Annotated in this window: 13 protein-coding genes; 10 read left to right on the top strand and 3 right to left on the bottom strand. The window is 67.4% G+C overall.

Annotated elements, in window-relative coordinates; translation table 11 throughout:
• Window positions 1-95: 95 nt before the first annotated feature.
• The 7 genes from uxaC (at window position 96) to ASE75_RS07960 (ending at window position 10,351) form a co-directional block, all read left to right on the top strand.
• Window positions 96-1,526 carry a glucuronate isomerase gene (gene uxaC, locus ASE75_RS07990; RefSeq protein WP_055931601.1) on the top strand — a complete coding sequence of 477 codons (1,431 nt, stop codon included), beginning with the start codon at window positions 96-98 and terminating at the stop codon, window positions 1,524-1,526.
• 80 nt (window positions 1,527-1,606) lie between these two features.
• Complete coding sequence (gene kduI / locus ASE75_RS07985) at window positions 1,607-2,446, top strand: 5-dehydro-4-deoxy-D-glucuronate isomerase (RefSeq protein WP_055931598.1); 840 nt, start codon at window positions 1,607-1,609, stop codon at window positions 2,444-2,446.
• A 133-nt stretch (window positions 2,447-2,579) separates the two neighbouring features.
• Complete coding sequence (kduD, locus tag ASE75_RS07980) at window positions 2,580-3,350, top strand: 2-dehydro-3-deoxy-D-gluconate 5-dehydrogenase KduD (RefSeq protein WP_055931595.1); 771 nt, start codon at window positions 2,580-2,582, stop codon at window positions 3,348-3,350.
• A 45-nt stretch (window positions 3,351-3,395) separates the two neighbouring features.
• Window positions 3,396-4,403: a sugar kinase gene (locus ASE75_RS07975; protein WP_055931592.1), complete on the top strand. Its 1,008-nt coding sequence runs from the start codon at window positions 3,396-3,398 to the stop codon at window positions 4,401-4,403.
• Entirely contained in the window at window positions 4,366-5,964 is a 1,599-nt protein-coding gene (locus ASE75_RS07970; RefSeq protein ID WP_235512557.1) for a carboxylesterase/lipase family protein, read from the top strand. Before ASE75_RS07975 ends, ASE75_RS07970 begins: the two co-directional genes overlap by 38 nt.
• Window positions 5,965-6,262: 298 nt before the next feature.
• On the top strand, window positions 6,263-9,268 hold the full coding sequence (locus ASE75_RS07965; protein WP_235512556.1) for a TonB-dependent receptor: 3,006 nt from the start codon (window positions 6,263-6,265) through the stop codon (window positions 9,266-9,268).
• Between the two features lie 99 nt (window positions 9,269-9,367).
• Complete coding sequence (locus tag ASE75_RS07960; protein WP_055931589.1) at window positions 9,368-10,351, top strand: alpha/beta hydrolase; 984 nt, start codon at window positions 9,368-9,370, stop codon at window positions 10,349-10,351.
• Window positions 10,352-10,355: 4 nt separating this feature from the next.
• Here the strand turns inward: ASE75_RS07960 and glpD are convergent, their stop codons facing one another.
• Window positions 10,356-11,819, bottom strand: coding sequence for a glycerol-3-phosphate dehydrogenase (gene glpD, locus ASE75_RS07955; RefSeq protein ID WP_235512555.1), 1,464 nt, complete (start codon window positions 11,817-11,819; stop codon window positions 10,356-10,358).
• 70 nt (window positions 11,820-11,889) lie between these two features.
• On the opposite strand from glpD, the gene ASE75_RS07950 reads away from it, so the two are divergent.
• Together ASE75_RS07950 and ASE75_RS07945 are read left to right on the top strand one after the other, a co-directional pair.
• Window positions 11,890-14,115 (top strand): ribonuclease R family protein, encoded by a 2,226-nt coding sequence (locus tag ASE75_RS07950; RefSeq protein ID WP_055932181.1) that lies wholly within the window; start codon window positions 11,890-11,892, stop codon window positions 14,113-14,115.
• Window positions 14,116-14,268: 153 nt separating this feature from the next.
• Window positions 14,269-14,580 carry a hypothetical protein gene (locus ASE75_RS07945; protein ID WP_055931586.1) on the top strand — a complete coding sequence of 104 codons (312 nt, stop codon included), beginning with the start codon at window positions 14,269-14,271 and terminating at the stop codon, window positions 14,578-14,580.
• Here ASE75_RS07945 and ASE75_RS07940 read toward each other — a convergent pair whose 3' ends face one another.
• On the bottom strand, window positions 14,581-15,753 hold the full coding sequence (locus ASE75_RS07940; RefSeq protein ID WP_055931583.1) for a saccharopine dehydrogenase family protein: 1,173 nt from the start codon (window positions 15,751-15,753) through the stop codon (window positions 14,581-14,583).
• A gap of 61 nt (window positions 15,754-15,814) precedes the next feature.
• The gene (locus ASE75_RS07935) at window positions 15,815-17,623 is read right to left on the bottom strand and encodes an ABC transporter transmembrane domain-containing protein (protein ID WP_055931580.1); all 1,809 of its coding nucleotides are present in this window, start codon (window positions 17,621-17,623) and stop codon (window positions 15,815-15,817) included.
• A gap of 178 nt (window positions 17,624-17,801) precedes the next feature.
• On the opposite strand from ASE75_RS07935, the gene ASE75_RS07930 reads away from it, so the two are divergent.
• A complete protein-coding gene (locus ASE75_RS07930; protein WP_055931577.1) occupies window positions 17,802-19,022 on the top strand; it encodes a polyhydroxyalkanoate depolymerase in 1,221 nt (406 codons plus the stop codon).
• Window positions 19,023-19,086 lie beyond the last annotated feature (64 nt).

The following is a 19,086-nucleotide window of genomic DNA, read 5'->3' as shown; positions in this document are numbered from 1 at the left end:
TCGGCTGGGACTAGTCACTTCACGGTTGCTTGATGTCGTGACACCGGTTACCGGCGTGATGCACGCTCGCGAAGAAGCGGTAGGGAGGATGAACGATGGTACGGGCCCTGGAACTGCATCCGGACCGTCTTTTCCCGGCGGATCCATCGACGCGGTCGATCGCGCGCGCGCTGTACGCGACCGTCGCCGATCTGCCGATCGTCAGTCCGCACGGCCACACGGATCCGACCTGGTTCGCGGACAACGCCGCGTGGACCGATGCGACGACGCTGCTGCTCGCGCCCGACCATTATCTTTATCGCATGCTGTACAGCCAGGGCGTCGACCTGGATTCGCTGGCGATCCCGAGCCGGGCGGGCGTATCCGCGACCGATACCCGCGCCGCATGGCGGCTGCTGGCCGATCATTATCACCTGTTCCGGGGCACGCCGTCGCGGATGTGGCTCGATCATGTGTTCGCCGACGTGTTCGGCATGACGCAGGCGTTCGCGCCGACGACGGCCGACCTGTATTACGACACGATCGGCGAGAAACTGGCAACCGACGCATTCCGCCCGCGCGCGCTGTTCGACCGGTTCCGCATCGACTTCCTGGCCACGACCGAGGGCGCGCATGACAGCCTCGACGCGCATCACCGGATCCGCGCGAGCGGCTGGCAGGGTCGCGTCGTCACCACCTATCGACCCGATGGCGTCATCGACGTCGAACATGAACAGTTCGCCGGCGCGCTTGCGCGGTTCGGCGACCTGACCGGCGAGGACGTGCATGGCTGGCAGGGCTATCTTGCCGCGCATCGCAAGCGCCGCGCCGATTTCCGCGCCGCCGGGGCCACCGCGACTGACCATGGCCATCCGACCGCCGCGACCGCCAACCTGTCCGTCACCGAATGCGAGGCGTTGTTCACCCGGATCGTCGGTGGCGACTGGACGCCGGCCGATGCCGAACTGTTCCGCGCGCAGATGCTGACCGAAATGGCGGGCATGAGCGTCGAGGACGGCATGGTGATGCAGATCCATCCCGGATCGTCGCGCAACCACAATGCCGGCCTGTTCGCCAGTCACGGGCGCGACAAGGGGGCGGATATTCCGACCCGCACCGATTACGTCCATGCGCTCAAACCGCTGCTCGACCGGTTCGGGACATCGACCGCGCTGTCGATCATCCTCTTCACGCTGGACGAAAGCACCTATGCCCGCGAACTGGCCCCGCTGGCCGGGCATTACCCGTGCCTGAAACTGGGGCCGAGCTGGTGGTTCCACGACAGTCCCGAGGGGATGCGCCGGTTCCGTGAGATGACGACCGAGACAGCGGGCTTCTACAACACCGTCGGCTTCAACGACGACACGCGCGCCTTTCTGTCGATTCCCGCCCGTCACGACGTCGCGCGGCGGATCGACTGCGGTTTTCTCGCCCGTCTGGTCGCCGAGCATCGGCTGGAGGATTGGGAGGCCGCCGATCTGGCTCACGAACTGACCAGCGGACTCGTCCGGCGCGCCTACCGGATCGACGATAATCCTGTGGGATAACGTTCCAATATATGCAATTGCCTGCCTATCATTTTTCTGGACGCGGCCCTGTCGGCGCGTCGCATCGACCGGAGCAGACCATGTTCGACCGCACCTATTACGCCACCCACCCCGACATGATGGAATGCGTGTCCAACGACGAGTTGCGCGACCGGTATCTGATCCAGAACCTGTTCCGCGATGGCGAATGCGTGCTGAACTACACGCATGCCGAACGCTTCGTGATCGGCGGCGTCGCGGTCGCCAATGGCAGCGTGAAGCTGCCCGACCAGACCGCGCCGGCATCGGCGGCGGGTCACCCGTTCCTGGAGCGGCGCGAACTGGCGGTGGTCAATGTCGGCAAGACCGACGGCACCGTGACCGTCGATGGCGAAGCGTTCACGCTGGGCAACAAGGATTGCCTGTATGTGACGATGGGCGCGAAGGACGTGCAGTTTTCCGGCGATGGCGCGCGCTTCTATCTGGCGTCCTGCCCGGCGCACAAGGCGTTCACGACGCGGGTCATCTCGGTCGGCGACGCGACCACGCTGGAGCGTGGCAGCCTGGAGGAATCGAACGAGCGGACGATCTATCAGATGGTCATCCCCGGCATCTGCGACAGCGCGCAGCTGGTCATGGGCCTGACTGTGCTGAAGCCGGGGTCGGTGTGGAACACGATGCCCCCGCACATCCACGAGCGGCGCAGCGAGATCTATTTCTACTTCGAGCTGGACGGCCCCAGCGACCGCGTCTTCCACTACATGGGTGAGGGCGAGGCGATGCGGCACATCGTCATGGCCAACGAGGAAGCGGTCATCAGCCCGCCCTGGTCGATCCACATGGGGTCGGGGACCAAGGCCTATGCCTTCATCTGGGCGATGGCCGGCGAGAATCAGGACTATACCGACATGAACGTGCTGGACATCTGCCAGCTCGCGTAACCGCATCGCCCCTCCCGCATGGCGGGAGGGGCTGGGGGTGGGCCTTCGTTCCACCTCCCGTCCGATGCGGCCAAGCGCACCGCCCGCCCACCCCCGACCCCTCCCGCCCGAGCGGGAGGGGGGAGAGTTCAGCATGACCAACTCCGCCGTCCCAAGCCCCTTCGACCTGACCGGCAAGGTCGCCATCGTGACCGGGGCCAACACCGGCATCGGTCAGGCGATCGCGGTCGCGCTGGCCGCCGCCGGTGCCGATATCGCCTGTGTTGGCCGCACCCCGGCCGACGATACCGCCGGCATGATCCGTAATCTCGGCCGCCGCGCGGTCATCGTGTCGGCCGACCTGTCGACCATCGAACCGGTGCAGCGCGTGGTCGATGAGACCGTCGCCGCGCTTGGCGGTCTCGACATCCTCGTCAACAACGCCGGCATCATCCGCCGCGCCGACGCGGTCGATTTCAGCGAGGCGGACTGGGACGCGGTGATCGACACGAACCTGAAATCGGTGTTCTTCCTCTGCCAGGCCGCCGGGCGGCACATGATCGCGCAAGGCTCTGGCAAGATCGTCAACATCGCCTCGATGCTCACATTCCAGGGCGGCATCCGCGTGCCGAGCTACACCGCGTCCAAATCCGGCATCGGCGGTCTGACCAAGCTGCTGGCGAACGAATGGGCGGCCAAGGGCATCAACGTCAACGCGATCGCTCCGGGCTATATCGCCACCAACAACACCGCCGCATTGCAGGCGGACGAGGCTCGCAACAAGAGCATCCTCGACCGTATTCCGGCGGGCAAATGGGGCGATGCCGGCGACCTTGGCGGGGCGGCGGTGTTCCTGTCGTCGGCGGCGGCGAATTACGTCCAGGGGCATATCCTGGCCGTCGATGGCGGTTGGCTGGCGCGCTAATATGGACGATCTTCCCCGGCTTGGGCGAAGATCAGGGAGAGAGACATGGCGACATTCCTGGCATTTGGCGAAATCATGCTGCGTCTGTCGCCGCCGGGCCGTGAACTGCTGCTCCAGACGCCCAGACTCGACGTATGGGTCGCGGGTGCCGAGGCCAATGTCGTCACCCAGCTGGCGCGGCTTGGCCATGACGTCGGCATGGCGACGATGGTGCCCGACAACGACCTTGGCCGATCGGCGATCGCTTGCCTGCGCGGGCACGGCGTCGATACCCGTCATATCGTCACCGGTGGAGACCGGATAGGGCTGTATTTCGTCACGTCGGGGGCGGGGATGCGCGCCACCGAAGTGATTTACGACCGCGCCTGGTCGTCCTTCGCGCAGGCGCCCGTCGCGGCATGGGACTGGGATACATTGCTGGACGGGGTCGACCGGCTGCATCTGTCGGGCATCACGCCCGCGCTGGGACCGGTCCCGGCCGACAGCGCGATCGCGGCGGTCGAGGCGGCGAGCGCGCGCGGCATCCCGGTGTCGTTCGACGGCAACTGGCGTGGCAAATTGTGGGAACGCTGGGACTCCGACCCGCGCGCGATCCTGACCCGGCTGGTCGAACATGCCGACCTGATGTTCGGCAACCACCGCGACATCGCGCTGCTGCTGGGCCGTGACTTTTCCGCCGACGCCGAGGATCGTCGGCGTGAAGCGGCTGAGGCGGCGTTCGCGGCGTTTCCCAGGCTCCGGACGATCGCCTCGACCGCGCGGCATGTCGAGCATGTCGACCTGCACCGGCTGTCGGCGCGGATCGACACCCGCGACGCGCACGTCCAGACCGATGAAGTCGTGCTGGCCGGTATCGTCGACCGGATCGGCGGCGGCGATGCGTTCGCGGCCGGCGTGCTGCACGGTATCCGCTCCGGCGCGGACCTTGCCGACGTGGCGCGGATCGGACTTGCGCTCGCGGCGCTGAAGCACTCGCTGCCCGGCGATGCTTCGCTGTTCCGGCAGGCCGATGTCGATGCGTATCTGGCCGGCGGGCTTGATGTCCGGCGATGAATCCGGGGACGGCTGGTCCCGTCGTGGTGCGATCGCCGGGGCGGGGGCGTCCCTGCTGCTGGCCGGCACGGCCGCGCGCGCGATGAGTCCTCCGGTCGTCCGCGCGCCCGCGGGCGACTTCACCGGCACGTCCGACGGGCAGGTGCTGGCATTTCGCGGTATCCGCTATGGCCGCGCCGAACGCTTCCGCGCGCCGGTCGCGGTGGCGACGCCGGGAAGGATCCGGCCCGCGCAGGACTTCGGTCCGGTCTGTCCGCAGACCGGGCCTTATGGTCCGCAGTCGGAGGACTGCCTGTTCCTGAACGTCTGGACCGCCGACGCGGACGCCCGCGCGCGCAGGCCGGTGATGCTCTACATCCACGGCGGGGCCTATGCGAACGGCAGCGTCACCGATCCGCAGAATGACGGGCGGGCGCTGGCGGCGCGGGGCGATTGCGTGGTCGTGACGGTCAACCACCGGCTGAACGCGCTGGGCTATCTCTATCTCGCGCGGCTGTCGGACCGGTTTCCCGACAGCGGCAATGCGGGGCAACTCGACCTGATCCTCGCGCTGCAATGGGTGCGGGACAACATCGCCGCCTTCGGTGGTGACCCGAACCGGGTGATGGTCTTCGGCCAGTCGGGCGGCGGGGCCAAGATCGCGACGCTGATGGGCATGTCCGCCGCCGCAGGCCTGTTCCACCGTGCCGCGACGATGAGCGGGCAACAGGTGACGGCATCCGGCCCGCTGCACGCGACAGAGCGGGCGCGCGCCTATCTGGCGAAACTGGGCGTGGGTGCCGGCGACCTGTCGCCACTGCTGACGATGCCGGTGGAGCGGCTGGTCGAGGGGTTGTCGGCGCCAGATCCGGTCATGGGCGGCGGCGTGTATTTCGGGCCGGTGCTCGACATGACGTGGCTGACGCGCCATCCGTTCTGGCCCGACGCCAACCCCTTGAGCAACCGCATCCCGATGATGCTGGGCAACACGCATGACGAGACGCGTGCCTTCCTGTCGATCGACTCGCCCAAGGTGCGCGGGCTCGACTGGAGCAATCTGGCCGAGCGGATGGCGCCTGAACTGAAGATCGACATATTGCCCGAATGGGTCGTGGCACAATACCGCGCGCGCTATCCCGCCTGGTCACCGACCGACATCTTCTACGACGCGACCACCGCCGGGCGCAGCTGGCGGGGCCAAGTGATCGAGGCGGAGGCGCGGGCCGATGCGGGTGTTCCGGCCTGGGTCTATCAGGTTGATTTCACCTCGCGCACGGACCCCGGGCGCGGCGCATTCCACACGATGGATATCCCGCTGGTGTTCGGCACCTTGGGGGCTGAGGGGTCGCAGACCGGCATGGCGGCCGATGCCCGCGCCGTGTCGACGGCGATGCAGGACAGCTTCGTCGCGTTCGCGACTCGCGGCGACCCCGATCATGCGGGGCTGGGCCACTGGCCGCGCCACGACCGCAAGACCCGCGCGACGATGATCTTCGACGTCCGCAGCCGCGTGGAGAATGATCCCCGCCGCTGGCAGCGCGAGCTGTTCGCGCGCGTCCCCTATATCCAGCCCGGCACCTGACCGCCGACCCGCTTCGGTCTCAACGTCGATCAATGTCGAGGGGGTGTGTTGACACGGCCCGACTCGTTCGACATTGTTGTGACACCGGTTACCTAAGGCGAACAGGGAAGCGGGGAACGGACCAGCAAAAGCCGGCCGTTCGGGAGAGGACGATCTGCCCCCGTCGTGATGGCGTCACCGTGGCGTCACTGCGGACGGGCTGAACTCCCCCATTTGAGATCAGGTGGTGGCCGCGCGATCGACGATCGCTGCGCGCTACCGGTGTCATCGGCTTCGGCCGGAACGGGGAGTGGAGCATATGGACATTCAGGCAATGGCGAACGGGCATCCGCGCTCTTTTGGGCCGCGCTGGCTCGGGGGCGTTTCCGCAGGCACGCTGATCCTGGCGCTGGCGATGCCGGCCAGCGCCTTCGCGCAGGCCGCACAGATTCCGAATACGGCGACGCCCGGCACGCCGGCGCAGGTCGATCCCGCCCCCGCGCAGACAGCGGTCGTCCCCGCCGGCCAGCCGGTCGATCCCGCCGCGACCATGGCCCCGCCATCCGCGCCGCAGGATATCGCCGATGGCGAGGCCGCCGAGATCGTCGTCACAGGCTTCCGCCGCTCGCTCGATGCGGCACTCAGCGTCAAGCGCGAGTCGGTGTCGGCGGTCGACGCGGTCGTCGCCGAGGACATCGCCAAGTTCCCGGATCAGAACCTCGCCGAATCGTTGCAGCGTATTCCCGGCATCTCGATCCAGCGTGACGGCGGCGAGGGGCGCGCGATTACCGTCCGCGGTCTCGGCGCGCAGTTCACCCGCGTCCGCGTCAACGGGCTGGAAACGGTTGCGACGTCGACCGACGGGGCCAGCGCGAACCGCGACCGCGCGTTCGATTTCAACGTCTTCGCCTCCGAACTGTTCAACTCGATCGTCGTCCACAAGACCGCCGAGGCCTCACTCGACGAAGGGTCGCTCGGCGCGGTCGTCGACCTGAACACCGGCAACCCGCTGGGCGGCAAGACCGGCTTCACGCTCGTCGGGTCGGCGCAGGCCAGCTACAACGACCTGAGCGAAAATACGCGGCCCCGGCTTGCCGGGCTGCTGTCGTACAAGTCGCCCGACGGCACGTTCGGCGTGGCGGTTTCGGCGGCCTATACCAAGACCGACAATCTGGAACTGGGCAACAACACCGTCCGCTGGGCGCAGGCGCGGTTCGATTCGGTGAACGGCACGCCCTGCTTCTATACCAGCGCCACCAGCGCGGTGCCGTCGTCCAATGCCGGCGGCACCTATCGCCCGAGTGCGGCGTGCAACACGGCAGCACTCGCCTTCCACCCGCGCATCCCGCGCTACGGCGAGGTATTCCACGGCCGCGAGCGGCTGGGCATCACCGGCAGCGTGCAATATGCGCCGAGCGACGCGACCAAGATCTCGATCGACGGCCTGTATTCGCGCTTCAAGGAACGCCGCGAGGAAAAATGGGCGGAGGTGCTGCTGCGGTCGAACGAACGCTCGATCGACCTCGTCAATCCGACCTATGACGCCAACAATAACATGATTTCGGCCACGCTGAACGACGCCTATGTCCGCACCGAACATTATCTGCGCCAGTCGAAGACCGAATTCTACCAGCTTGGCGGCAGCTGGGATCAGGACGTCACCGACACGGTCCGCTTTACCGCGATGGGCGGTTTCTCCAAATCGACCGCCAGCATCCCGGTCGAAACGACGTTCGTGTTCGACAACCGCACCGCCCGTAATTATTCCTACGACTATTCCGACATGTTCCAGCCGAAGCTGACCTTCGGCACCAGCGTCACCGACGAGGCCAATTTCCAGCTCGCCGAAATCCGCGACCGCCCGTCGAACACGATCAACAAGTTCCGCACCGGCCAGCTGCGCGCCGAATGGGACGTTGCCGAGGGCTTTCAGCTGAAGGCCGGCGGCATGTACCGCCGGTTCGACTTCCAGACAGAGGGCTTCACCCGTGATGCCGTCGTCTGCCCGACGCTCGCGGCTCCGGCGCGGGACAATGTTATCGGTGCTGTCACCTGCTCGGCATCGAACCAGGTGTTCGCGCCCGGCGCGGTGTACGGCCTGCCCGCGACCGGCCTGGGTGAAAGCTTCACGCTGGGCAATGCCGGCCAGCCGGCCGGCACGACCACGACCTGGATCATTCCAAACATCGACAAGTCGGCGGCTTTGACCAATCTGTACGGCCGCACGCCCGTCATCGACCCCGGCAATACGCGGGCGGTGCGCGAGGAAGTGACCGGCGGCTATTTCCAGGTCGATGTGAAAGGCGACGTCCTCGGTCTGCGCTACGCCGCCAACGCGGGCATGCGCTATGCCCACACCGCGCAGACTTCCACTGGCCTGAACAACGGCGCGACCGTCACGATCGACCGGACCTATGACGACTGGTTGCCATCGATGAACGTCGCGTTGTTCCCGACCGACGAGATCATCCTGCGCGGCGCGATCGCCAAGGTCATCACGCGGCCGACGCTCGGCAACCTGACGCCGGGTGGATCGGTCGACGGGTTCAACTACCGGATCAGCTTCGGCAATCCGCAGCTCGAACCGTTCCGCGCGACGGCGTACGATCTGGCGGCGGAATGGTATTTCGCGCCGCAGTCGATCCTGTCGGTGGCGATCTTCAAGAAATCCGTCGAAAGCTTCCCCGTCTCGGTCACGACCAGCGGCACCTTCGCCTCGACCGGCCTGCCGACATCGGTCATCCCGCCAAGCTCGCCCGCAGCCTCGATGGTGGAGCGGCCCGAGGGGTGGCAGATCAGCACGATCACCAACGGCCGCGGCGCATCGCTGAAGGGGCTGGAACTATCGTTGCAGAGCACGTTCCGGTTCCTGCCGGGGTTCCTGAAGAACTTCGGCATGATCGCCAACGCGACCTTCGTGGATTCGGATGCGACCTATGTGCAGAGCGGCCCGGCGGTGGTGCCGGGCGGCGCGCTCGTCAACGTGACGCGGACCGAAACCCTATATGGCCTGTCGAAGCGCGCCTATAACGGGACGCTGTATTACGAGGACACGAAGTTCTCGGCCCGTGGATCGGTCAGCTATCGCAGCCCGTATATCGACGGAAGCTCCGGCACCGGCAATATCTTCGAGGGGTATAATTCCACGCTGAACGTCGATGCGTCGGTCCGGTACAAGATCACGCCGGGCTTCGAGATTTCGCTGGAGGGGACCAACCTGACGGACAATTACCGCAGCCGCTACACCGACCTCGATGCCAACCGGAACTATGAATACAACCACTTCGGCCGCACGTTCCTGGCCGGCGCGCGGTTCAAGATGTGATGGGTGGGGGATGATGTCGCGTCATCCCCATCCCGTCATTGCTTCGCTGACGCTCGCAAGGACGGACCACTCGTTGGCAATTGTAAAGGCCCGCGCCCCATGATCGACCGCCGTCACGCCCTGCTCGGCACCCTTGCCACCGCGCTGGTCGCCGGCGGTGCCACCGCGCAGACTCGTCCGCCGGGCGCGACCGGCCGTCTGCCCGACCCGGTCGAGACGATCGACCTCTGGCCGAACGGTGCGCCCGGCGCGCCGCCTGTGCCGCCGGTCGAAACCATCACCCAGCGCAGTACGAATCCCGCGCTGTCCGACCGTTCGGTCAGCGGCATCGCGACCCCGCGCCTGGTCGTGTTCCGCCCCGCCGTGCCCAACGGATCGGCGGCGCTGGTGATGCCCGGCGGCGGCTATGTCCGCATCGTTATCGACAAGGAGGGGTATGAAATCGCGCGCTGGCTGGCGGCGCGCGGCTGGACGGTGTTCGTGCTGTTCTATCGCCTGCCGGGCGACGGATGGGCGGCCGGGCCGGACGTGGCGCTGTCCGATGCGCAGCGGGCGATGCGGCTGATCCGCGCGCGGGCCGGGATCTATGACCTTCGCGCGGACCGGATCGCGGCAATGGGCTTTTCCGCCGGCGGCCACGTCTGCGGCGATCTGGCGACCCGGTTCGACGCGCGGACCTATGCCCCGGTCGATGCCGCTGATCGCCAGTCCGCGCGGCCCGACGCCGCCGCGCCGATCTACGCCGTCCAGTCGATGACGCTGCCGCTCGGCCATACCGGGTCGCGCGCCCGCCTGCTGGGGGCGAACCGGACCCCGGCGCAGGAGCGCGCGCATAGCACCGCGCTGAACGTCACCGCTACCACGCCACCCTGCTTCCTGCTCCATGCCGAGGATGACGGAACCGTCGATGTCGGCAACACGGTCGCCTTCCGCGCGGCGTTGAAGGCGGCGGGGGTGCCGGTCGAGACGCATCTGTTCGCGCATGGCGGCCACGGTTTCGGTCTGCGCGGCACCGTCGGCAAACCGGTCGCGGCATGGCCCGACCTGTTCCTTGCCTGGGCGAAAGCGCAGCGGTTGGGGTAACGCCTCAGCCGAACGTGGTCGCCCACCACGCATCGAACGCCACGCGTTCGTCCGTGCTCAGCCGCAAGCCGATCTTCGACCGGCGCATCAACGCATCCTCAGGCGACCGCGCCCATTCGTGGTCGTGCATCCAGCGCGCCTCGACCTCGGTCAGCCCGCCGCCAAGGTCCGCGCCCATGCCCGCTACGTCGGTAATGCCGTCCAGCATTTCGGCCAGCATCGCGCCATAGCCCCGCGCCATCCGCGCAGCGCGTTCGTCGCCAAGGAAGGGCCAGGTCGCCTGAACCTTCGCGATCCAGTCGGGCAGGTTGCCGATCATCCCGCCGGGAAAGACGCGCGCGCGGGTGCGGGGGTGGACCCCCCAGCCGATCTTCGGCGCGATCTTCGCCACCGCTTCCTCGGCCAGATGTCGCGCGGTGGTGATCTTGCCGCCGAATACCGACAGCAGGGCAGGGCCGCTGTCATCCAGTTCCAGCACATAATCGCGCGTTACCGCCCGCGCCTCGCTCGCGCCGTTGTCGTACAGCGGCCGGACGCCTGACCAAGTCGACGTCACGTCGGAGGGCGTGATCTGCGTCACGAAATGCCGGTTCGCCGCCTCGCACAGATAGGCGATCTCGTCTGCGTCGATCACCGCATCCTCGGGGCGCTCCACGGGGATGTCGGTCGTGCCGATCTCGGTCCCGCCCTCATAGGGGATGGCAAACACGATCCGCCGGTCGGGTTGTTGCAGAATATAGGCGTGGGTGCCGTCGTACAGTTTCGGCACGACGATATGGCTGCCCTTGACCAGCCGCACGCCGGCCGCCGCGTTCATCCCAAGCCGTCCAAGCAGCTCGGCGACCCACGGCCCGGCCGCATTGACCAGACCATACGCTTCGACCGTCCGCCCATCCGACAGGACCGCGCGCCACAGATTGTCTTCGCGCCGCGCACTTTCCAGCGCCACGCCGACCACGATTTCCGCGCCGTTCGCCGCCGCATCGACCGCGTTCAGCACCGTCAGCCGCGAATCGTCGACGAACGCATCCGAATAGACGAAACCCTTCGCTCCACCCTTCAGCGGCGCGACATAGGCGGTATCGTTCGCGCGTAGCCCCCGCGACCGCTTCAACGTCATCCGCCCGCCCAGCAGATCGTACAGATACAGCCCGGCGCGGACCATCCACCACGGCCGCACCGCGTGTTCGTGCGGCAGGACGAAGCGCATCGGCTGGATGATGTGCGGCGCGGCCTTCACCAGCCGCTCGCGCTCGCGCAGCGCCTCCGCCACCAGCTTGAAGTCGTAATATTCCAGATAGCGCAGGCCGCCGTGGATCAGCTTCGTCGACGCCGACGACGTCGCCCCGGCCAGGTCGCCCTTTTCCACGAGCAGCACGCGCAGGCCGTTCAGCGCGGCCTCGCGCGCGATGGCGCAACCGTTGATGCCACCCCCGACGATCAGCAGGTCGTATGTCAGCGTTGTCATGGCCCCGTTCTACCTGAGACGCGCACTCTTACAAGGTGACGACGGCCTTGCGAAACCCTATCTGCTGTCGATGCGCAAACCGACCCCCGGGCTTCCCAGCCGCCAGCAGATCCTCGACTTCATCAGCCGGTCCGACGTGCCGGCGGGCAAACGCGAGATCGCCAAGGCGTTCGGCTTGACCGCGCAGGACAAGATCCTGTTGAAGGCGTTGCTGAAGGACATGGCGGACGAGGGGCTGATCGACAGCGCCCCCGGCCGCGCGTTTCACCAGATGGGCGGTCTGCCGAAAGTCACGGTCCTGCGGATCGCCGATGTCGATGACGGCGGCAATGTGTGGGCGGTGCCCGAGCGTTGGGAATCCGACGCGCCGGTGCCGCGCCTGCGCGTCCGCGAACGCAAGCGCGGCGATCTGGGCATCGGTCAGCGGGTGCTGGCGCGGACCGAGGAGGCCGGAAATGGCTGGATCGCGCATCCGCTGAAAACGCTTGCGCCCGCCTCCGAAATGCTGGTCGGCGTGCTGCGCGAGGAGGCGGGGCGGCTCTGGCTGACCAGTGTCGACAAGCGTGAACGCCGCGAATATCAGGTCGCCGACGCTGGCGACGGCAAGCCCGGCGATCTCGTCACCGCCGAAAAGGGCGGGCGTCCGCCGCGGCTGACCTGCCGCGTGGTGCAGGTGCTGGGCGACCCGTTCGCGCCGCGCAGTTTCTCGATGATCGCGATCCACAAGCTGGAAATTCCGACCGCCTTTTCCGACGAGGCGCTGGCCGAGGCCCCGCGAATGGCTGCGCTCGATCTGGCCGATGACCGCGAGGATCTGCGTGCGCTGCCGATCGTGGCGATCGACCCGGCCGATGCCCGCGATCACGACGACGCGGTCTGGGCCACGCCTGATGACGATCCGTCGAACGAGGGTGGTTGGAAGGCCATCGTCGCGATCGCCGACGTCAGCTATTACGTCCGCCCCGGCTCCGCGCTGGACAAGGAAGCGCGGCGGCGCGGTAACAGCGTGTACTTCCCCGATCAGGTCGTGCCGATGCTGCCCGAAATCCTGTCGGCCGATGTCTGTTCGCTAAAGGCCGGCGAGGACCGCGCGGCGCTCGCCTGCCACATGCAGGTCAGCAGGTCGGGCACGCTGAAAAGCTGGCGTTTTACGCGCGCGGTCGTGCGGCTGATCGCCAATGTCGCGTATGAGGACGCGCAGGCGATGATCGACGCGCCGGCCGATGCGCCGCGCGCGGACGTGCTGGCCGCCCTCATCCCGCTCTGGGCCTGCTGGCGTGCGCTCGCGTCCGCCCGCGACGAACGCGAGCCGCTCGACCTCGACCTGCCCGAACGCCGCGTCGTGCTCGACGAAACCGGCCGGATCATGTCGGTCGCGCCGCGCGAACGGCTCGACGCGCACCGGCTGATCGAGGATTACATGATCGCCGCCAACGTCGCCGCCGCCAAGGCGCTGGAGGCGAAGAAGGCCCCGGTCATGTACCGCGTCCACGAGGCCCCGGCGCGCGAGAAGCTGCTGGGCCTGAAGGACTATCTCGAAACCTTCGACATCCCCTTCGCGCTGGGTCAGGTGGTGCGCCCGGCAACCTTCAACCGCATCATCGACAAGGTCGGCGATGCCGATTTCCGCCCGCAGGTGATGGAGCAGATCCTGCGCGCGCAGACCCAGGCCTATTACGCGCCGGCCAATCACGGCCATTTCGGCCTGTCGCTTGGGTCCTACGCGCACTTCACCTCGCCGATCCGCCGTTACGCCGATCTGCTCGTCCACCGTTCGCTGGTCGCGTCGTATCATCTGGGGGAGGGCGGGCTGACATCGGCCGAGTCGCAGGCGATGGAGGCCATCGGCGAGGGGATCAGCCGGCTCGAACGCCGCGCGATGGAGGCGGAGCGCGACACGATCGACCGCTATGTCGCGGCCTATCTGTCGGAGAAGGTCGGCGAGACGATGGACGTCCGCATCACCGGCGTCACCAATTTCGGCTTCTTCGCCACCGTCGACGGGATCGGTGGCGACGGGCTGATGCCGGTTCGCGATCTTGGCGGCGAATATTTCCGCTTCGACGAGGCCGCGCGCAAGCTGGTCGGCGAAACCAGCGGCGAGGAATACACGCTGGGCATGCGCCTGCAACTGCGGCTGGCCGAGGCGAACCCGGTATCGGGTGCGCTGCGGTTCGAGATCCCCGGCGGCAAGGGCGCGGCGGGTCCGGCCAAACCGTCCAAACGGCGCACCGACCGAATCCTGAAACAACGCGGCCGCCCCGCCAACATCCGCCATCAGGGCAAGCGGCGTTAGGGGTGATCGGCATCTGCCGCCGATTGCCGTCATCCCGGAATGAGGGTCCGACACGGGTCATCCTCCGGTGAGTGCCGATTGATCCTCATTCGTTACTTGTCGTTAACGATCGACCCGTTACCGTGCGACGCGGACTATTCCGGGGGCGGACAGATGCGGGCACTGATTTCGACGATGGCGGCGGTGCGGTCGCGCAAGCGGATCGTACGCGACTTCGTTCACGCCGGTGCCGTTACGCCCCGCCATGCCATTGCCTACGAACCGCGGGGCGACATGCGCCGGCTGTTCCGCCAATTGCGCCAGTTCGGGGCTATCGTCGAGCCGGCACCCGGCCGCTTCTATCTCGACAGCAATCGCCTGACCGCATTTCGCCACGTCGCCCGCCGCCGCCGCTTCGGCTGGCTCGCCACGATCGGAGCCGCCGCCGCAACCGCCACCGCGACGATGGTGGCGCTGGCGGAATAATCAGTCCGCTGCGTCGGCGGTGAAGGTCAGCCCCGCCTTGGCCTGCAACCGGTCGCGCAGCACCGTGCCCATCAGTGCTCCGGGCGTCCAGACGCCGCCATTGCCGGCCACATCCCGTACCAGACACAGCGCCGTTTCCGCGATCATCTTCGATGTCGATCCATAGCCCGGATCGCGGTCGCCGGTGACGACGGCGTCGATCCGGCTGCCATCGGGCATCAGGCCGGCGAACAGAATGTCGTAATGGCCGGTGTCGCGCTCTTCCCGGCTCGGTCCCTCACCGGGCTTCGGGCCCTTGTCAGAGGCCAGCGGGTTCATCTTCGCCAGCGCCTCCGCCGCCGCCCGGCCCATGTCGCCAAGGCCCGCCACCACCATCTCGTCATAGACGAAGTCCGCGCCATAGGCCTGCCCGAGCAGGAAATTGGTGCGATGGACGTTCTTGGTATTGATCGGGGCCATGATGAACGGGGCCACCCACGCCGCGATCGTCGGATCATATTCGGGCAGCAGGCCGGCTGGCTGATGCGCGCCCGTAAAACCCGGGGTCAGCGCGAACGGACTGGTCAGCAGCTTCAGGATCGACGGATCGCGCGCCGCCGCCGCCAGCGTTGCCTTCAGGCTGGCCGCCGTCCCGCCGGAAAAGCCGCCCTTCATCGCCCGTACCCGCCCCTTCACGCGGGGTGCGGGCACGCCGAACCGCGCTTTGGCGGCATCCTGCAGCGTCAGCACGCCGAGGTCGAACGGGATGGAATCGAACCCGCAGGAAAACACGATCCGCGCGCCGGACGCCTGCGCCTGCGCGTGATGCGCGTCGATCATGTGCCGCATCCAGACGGGTTCGCCGCACAGGTCGACATACGCGGTTCCGGTTGCCACGCAGGCCGCGACCAGATCCGCGCCGTACAGTTGATACGGTCCGACCGTCGACAGGACGACGGTCGCTCGCGCGGTCATCGCACGCAGCGCGGCGGGATCGTCGGCGGCGGCGGTCAGCAATGGCAGGTCGGCCGGCGCGCCGATGGCGTCACGCACCGACTGGAGCTTCGTCAGCGACCGCCCGGCCATCGCCCAGCGCGGCGCGGCATCGCCCGGATAGGCGGTGACGAGATATTCGGCGACCAGTCGCCCGGTGAACCCGGTCGCCCCGTACACGATGACGTCGAAGTCGCGCATCCCACTCTCCTGCCGTTTTTCGGAGGATCGCAAGAACGGTAGCCGGATGCAACCGTTTGCGTCAGACCGCGTCGTTGAACTGCAGACTGGCCAGCCGCGCGTACAGGCCGCCACGGCCGATCAGCACGCCGTGGCTGCCCTCCTCGACGATCCGTCCGTCGTCCATCACCACGATCCGCTCGGCCGCGCGCACGGTGGCCAGCCGGTGGGCGATGACCAGTGTCGTGCGGTTTGCCATCAACCGTTCCAGCGCCTGCTGGACCAGTTGCTCGCTCTCCGCGTCCAGCGCGCTCGTCGCCTCGTCGAGCAGCAGGATCGGCGCGTCGCGCAGCAGTGCGCGGGCGATCGTCAGCCGCTGGCGCTGGCCACCCGACAGCCGCGCGCCGCCCTCGCCCAGGAACGTGTCGAGGCCCTCGGGCAGCTTGCGCAGATATTCCGCCGCATTGGCCGCCTCGGCCGCTGCCCACAACGCGTCGTCGCTCGCCTCCCACCGGCCGTAGCGCAGATTGTCGCGCGCCGACGCGCCGAAGATCACCGTCTCCTGCGGCACCATCGCGATCCGAGCGCGCACCGCCGCCGGGACGGCGTCGCGCAGGTCGACGCCGTCCAGTGTCACCCGGCCGGCATCGGGATCGTAAAACCGCTGCGCTAGCTGGAACAGGGTCGATTTGCCCGCGCCCGATGGGCCGACGACGGCGACCGTCTCGCCCGGCTGGACCGACAGGGTGAAGTCCTCCAGTGCCGCCACCTCACGCCGGGTCGGGTAATGGAACCGCACACCCTCGAACGCGATCGCCCCGCGCGCCGGCTGGGGCAGGGGGGTGACCACCGCCGGGGCGGCGATCTCCGGCTCCTCGGCCAGCAGTTCGGACAGCCGCGCCGCCGCACCGGACGCGCGCAACAGGTCGCCCCACACCTCGGTCAGCGCGCCGAACGATCCCGTCACGATCCCGCCGGTCAGCACGAACGCGGTCAGCGCGCCGCCGCTCAGGCTGCCGTTGGCGACGTCATGCACTGCCTCCCACATGATGAGGACCACGCCGCCGAACAGCAGGCCGATGACCATCGCCGTCATGACCGCGCGCAGGGCGAAACGCTGGCGCGCGCTGGCGAAGCTGTTGCCGACCGCCGCCTCGAACCGGTCGCCCTCGCGGGTTTCCTGCCCGAACGCCTGGACGATCTTCATCGCGCCCAGCGTCTCGACCGCGATCGAACCGATATCGGCCAGCCGGTCCTGGCTGGTCCGCGAATAGCGCCGCACCCGCCGGCCCAGCACTACGATCGGCAGGATCAGCACCGGAATGCCGAGCAGCAGGGACGCGGCGAGTTTCGGCGCGAGCGCGAACAGATAGATCACCCCGCCGATGCCGATCACGATGTTGCGCAGCGCGATCGACACGGTCGACCCGACCACCTGTTCGATGATCGCGGTGTCGGCGGTCAGCCGGCTCGCGATCTCCGACGGCCGGTTCTCCTCGAACCAGCGCGGGGCCAGCCGCAGCAGGTTGCGGTGTACGGCCGTGCGGATGTCCGCCACCGTCCGCTCCCCCAGCCACGACACGAAATAGAAGCGCACCGCCGTCGCGATCGCGAGCACCACGACGACGCCGATAAGCCCCTGGAAATAGGGTGCGATCCGGCCGGCATCGGCGTTCGCGGCAAAGCCGTTGTCGACCACCATCTTGAAGGTGCGCGGGATCCAGAGCGTTGCGCCCGCCGACACCAGCAGGGCAAGACCCGCAATCGCGATCTGCACCGGATAGCGCGAGGCATAGCGCCACACCATCGCCAGATTGCCGACCCGCCGTTTCGCCGCAGGCGGTGCGGGTTCGGTGGAGGCGGGGGACGGTCGCGATGCTGTGTCTGCCATGGATCAGCGCCTAGCAGGGCGCGGAGAACCGCTCAACGCGCTTGGCGGATCGGGAGTGAATGGACCGCGGGACGGATGGTCGGCGGTGCGATGCATCCCAAACGCTATCGTCGGCGTTACCCAATCGACCGGAAATATGTTATGAGATCCGCAAGCCTTTGGAGGTACAGGATACCCGATGCTCTACGATGCTTATGAAATGCAACGCTCCATGCTGGCCGGTGCCAGCGCGATGGCCAATTGGGGCGCAGGCCTCCTGCAGAATCCGGCAAACCCGTTTTCTTATATGGGCGGTGGCACGGTCGTCGGATCGGCGCTGTCGGTGTTCGCTCACGCCGCCGCGCCGCGCGGCAAGCCCGCTTTCGGCCTGACCAGCACGACCATCGACGGTCGCGAGGTCGCGGTGCGTGAGGAGATCGTCCTGCGCAAACCCTTCGGCCAGCTGAAGCGGTTCGTGCGCGAGGGCGTCGAGGGCAGCCCCAAGCTGCTGATCGTCGCGCCGATGTCGGGCCACTACGCCACGCTGCTGCGCGGCACGGTCGAGCGGATGTTGCCGTCGGCCGAGGTGTACATCACCGACTGGCGCGATGCGAAGCTGGTGCCGCTGTCGGACGGCAGTTTCGATTTCGACGATTATATCGACTATCTGATCGCCTTCATGGAGGCGATCGGACCGGGCGCACACATGCTCGCGGTCTGCCAGCCCTCGGTGCCGTGCTACGCCGCCGCTGCCGTCATGAGCGCCGACCGGAACCCCTGCCGCCCGCGCACGCTGACGATGATGGGCGGTCCGGTCGACACGCGGGAGGCACCGACCGCGGTCAATACGTTGGCCACCAAGCGCCCGCATGCCTGGTTCGAACAGAATGCGATCGTCACCGTGCCGCTGATGCACCCCGGGGCCGGGCGAAAGGTCTATCCGGGTTTCCTCCAGCTTGCCGGCTTCATGTCGATGAACCTGGGCAACCACATGATGTCGCATTTCGAGATGTTCAAACATTTGGTGAAGGGCGACGACAGCAGCGCGGACGCGACCAAGGAGTTCTACGACGAATATCGCTCGGTCTGCGACATGACGGCGGAGTTCTATCTCCAGACCGTCGATCTGGTGTTCCAGACCCATGCGCTGCCCAATGGGACGATGACGCATCGCGGCAAGCCGGTCGATCCGGCGGCAATTACCGACATCGGCCTGCTGGCGATCGAGGGTGAGCGCGACGATATCTCGGGGCTGGGCCAGACGCGCGCCGCGCTGACCCTGGCAACCGCGCTCAGCGACGATCACAAGATGTATTACATGGCCGAGGGTGCGGGCCATTACGGCATCTTCAACGGATCGCGCTGGCGCGACAAGGTTGCCCCGGTCGTGGAGGGCTTCATCGCCGCGCATAACGACTGACGCGGTCCTCGGACGGCGCAAAAAAAAAGGGGCGCTCCGTCATGGAGCGCCCCTTTTTTGTTTA

The organism is Sphingomonas sp. Leaf17, from assembly GCF_001421505.1.
Lineage (GTDB): Bacteria > Pseudomonadota > Alphaproteobacteria > Sphingomonadales > Sphingomonadaceae > Sphingomonas.
This window is presented reverse-complemented; position numbering and strand designations above follow the sequence as displayed.

Bases quoted from the DNA above. Each gene is read 5' to 3' on its own strand.
- uxaC (WP_055931601.1), top strand. From the start codon at position 96: ATGGTACGGGCCCTGGAACTGCATCCGGACCGTCTTTTCCCGGCGGAT.
- kduI (WP_055931598.1), top strand. From the start codon at position 1,607: ATGTTCGACCGCACCTATTACGCCACCCACCCCGACATGATGGAATGC.
- kduD (WP_055931595.1), top strand. From the start codon at position 2,580: ATGACCAACTCCGCCGTCCCAAGCCCCTTCGACCTGACCGGCAAGGTC.
- ASE75_RS07975 (WP_055931592.1), top strand. From the start codon at position 3,396: ATGGCGACATTCCTGGCATTTGGCGAAATCATGCTGCGTCTGTCGCCG.
- ASE75_RS07970 (WP_235512557.1), top strand. From the start codon at position 4,366: ATGCGTATCTGGCCGGCGGGCTTGATGTCCGGCGATGAATCCGGGGAC.
- ASE75_RS07965 (WP_235512556.1), top strand. From the start codon at position 6,263: ATGGACATTCAGGCAATGGCGAACGGGCATCCGCGCTCTTTTGGGCCG.
- ASE75_RS07960 (WP_055931589.1), top strand. From the start codon at position 9,368: ATGATCGACCGCCGTCACGCCCTGCTCGGCACCCTTGCCACCGCGCTG.
- glpD (WP_235512555.1), bottom strand. From the start codon at position 11,819: ATGACAACGCTGACATACGACCTGCTGATCGTCGGGGGTGGCATCAAC.
- ASE75_RS07950 (WP_055932181.1), top strand. From the start codon at position 11,890: ATGCGCAAACCGACCCCCGGGCTTCCCAGCCGCCAGCAGATCCTCGAC.
- ASE75_RS07945 (WP_055931586.1), top strand. From the start codon at position 14,269: ATGCGGGCACTGATTTCGACGATGGCGGCGGTGCGGTCGCGCAAGCGG.
- ASE75_RS07940 (WP_055931583.1), bottom strand. From the start codon at position 15,753: ATGCGCGACTTCGACGTCATCGTGTACGGGGCGACCGGGTTCACCGGG.
- ASE75_RS07935 (WP_055931580.1), bottom strand. From the start codon at position 17,623: ATGGCAGACACAGCATCGCGACCGTCCCCCGCCTCCACCGAACCCGCA.
- ASE75_RS07930 (WP_055931577.1), top strand. From the start codon at position 17,802: ATGCTCTACGATGCTTATGAAATGCAACGCTCCATGCTGGCCGGTGCC.